2 protein-coding genes are annotated in these 1383 nt (G+C 70.7%); both read right to left on the bottom strand.

Annotated elements, in window-relative coordinates:
* Positions 1-228, bottom strand: a 228-nt coding sequence (locus IV498_RS18720) for a DUF222 domain-containing protein (RefSeq protein ID WP_269048581.1), incomplete at its 3' end; no start/stop codon positions are given.
* Between the two features lie 28 nt (positions 229-256).
* On the bottom strand, positions 257-1383 hold a 1127-nt coding region (locus IV498_RS18715), incomplete at its 5' end, for a DUF222 domain-containing protein (RefSeq protein WP_269048580.1).

Below are 1383 nucleotides of genomic sequence, written 5' to 3'. Positions count from 1 at the left end.
GCAGCCGATGCCGGTGCAGGTTTGGTCGCGGAGTTCGATCCAGCGTTGCAGGTCCGCGGGTGGGCGGTAGCTGCTGCGGCCGATGGAGAGGATGGTGCCTTTTTCGGGGTCGGTGAGGATCCGCAGCCAGGAGGTGGCGGTCCCGGCGAGTTCGCGGGCCTGTTCGGCGGGGATGGGTCCGTAGCCGTCGAGGGTGGCGGGGTGTTCGTCCAGGCCCATCAGGGTCAGCGCCGGGACGGTGATGGCGATTTGCGCCCTACCGCGGCGGGAGCGCCGCTTCCGGCCGCCACGGCCGCTGCCCCCGCTGGAGCCGGCGCCCCCGTTGCTGTCGCCGCTGAGGCCCCCCGCTGCCGTTGCCGGTGTTGGTGCTGCTGAGGTCACCGGCGCTCCCTTTGTTGGTGCTGTTGCCGTTGAGGTTGTTGGTGTTGGCGTTGGTGGTGTTGTTGAGGGCGGTGTCGAGGAGGTCCATGTAGGCGTCGGCGCGGTATTCGTTGGCGGCGCGGGCGGGGCGGCCGGTGGGGGTGGTGTTGCGTGCTGGTTGGCCCTCGCTGCGGGCGTGAAGGGCCCAGGCGTGAATGGTTTCGTAGTATTCACGGGCCTGCACGGCTGGCAGGCAGGCACCGAGTTCGGCCATCCCGTCGGGCAGTGGGTGGAACCAGACGTCACGGGTGTGGCGGGCACGGTCATGACGGAGGGCCAGCGGTTCGGGGTGCCGCTGTTCGACTTCGCGGCGGACCCGCTGCTCCAACCGCTGGGCGCTTAACCGGCCCGCGTGGGGCAGGATCGCTGTTTCCACCGCGGTCCAGATGCTCCGCGGGGCGTTGGAGAGTCCGTGCAGGACGGCGCGGACGCGGGGCCAGTCCAGGGTCCCGGCCTCGTAAAGGTCCAGGACGCGGGGCAGGGACACGGTGAGGTCCTCACCGTGGCAGAGCAGCATCTCGGCCGTGCCGTGGCTGACGTGCAGGACGGGACCGATTTCCCCCGCGGCCCAGCCGGAACGCTCCGGGCGGGAGGGTTTAGGGGTTTCCCCGGCCACGGGGGGACGGCGGGCAGCGAAAGCCGCCAGCGCCCGGAACTGGCGGGCCTGGGCCCAGGACACCATTTTCCGGCAGGCACTGAGGTAATCCAGGAGCAGGTTCTCCACGGCCGCTTCCCGCTCCAAAGCCAACGCCTCCTCCGATAACCACCCAACCGGCAAGGACCCATCCGGCAACGACCCACCATCCGCCCCGGCCGCCCCGGCCGGAACCGCAGAAGCCACGGCACCAACCACAGCAACGACGGGATCGGGACTGAGATCGGCAGCAGTGATGGGATCGGCGCCGGGGTTACTGGGGGGAGGAGCGGTGGCGCCGGGGTTGCTGACGGGAGGAGCGGCGGCGC

The organism is Paenarthrobacter sp. Z7-10, assembly GCF_026932795.1.
Taxonomy (GTDB): domain Bacteria; phylum Actinomycetota; class Actinomycetes; order Actinomycetales; family Micrococcaceae; genus Arthrobacter_M.
The sequence above is the reverse complement of the archived record's forward strand: the minus strand, read 5'-3'. Positions and strand labels throughout refer to the sequence as shown.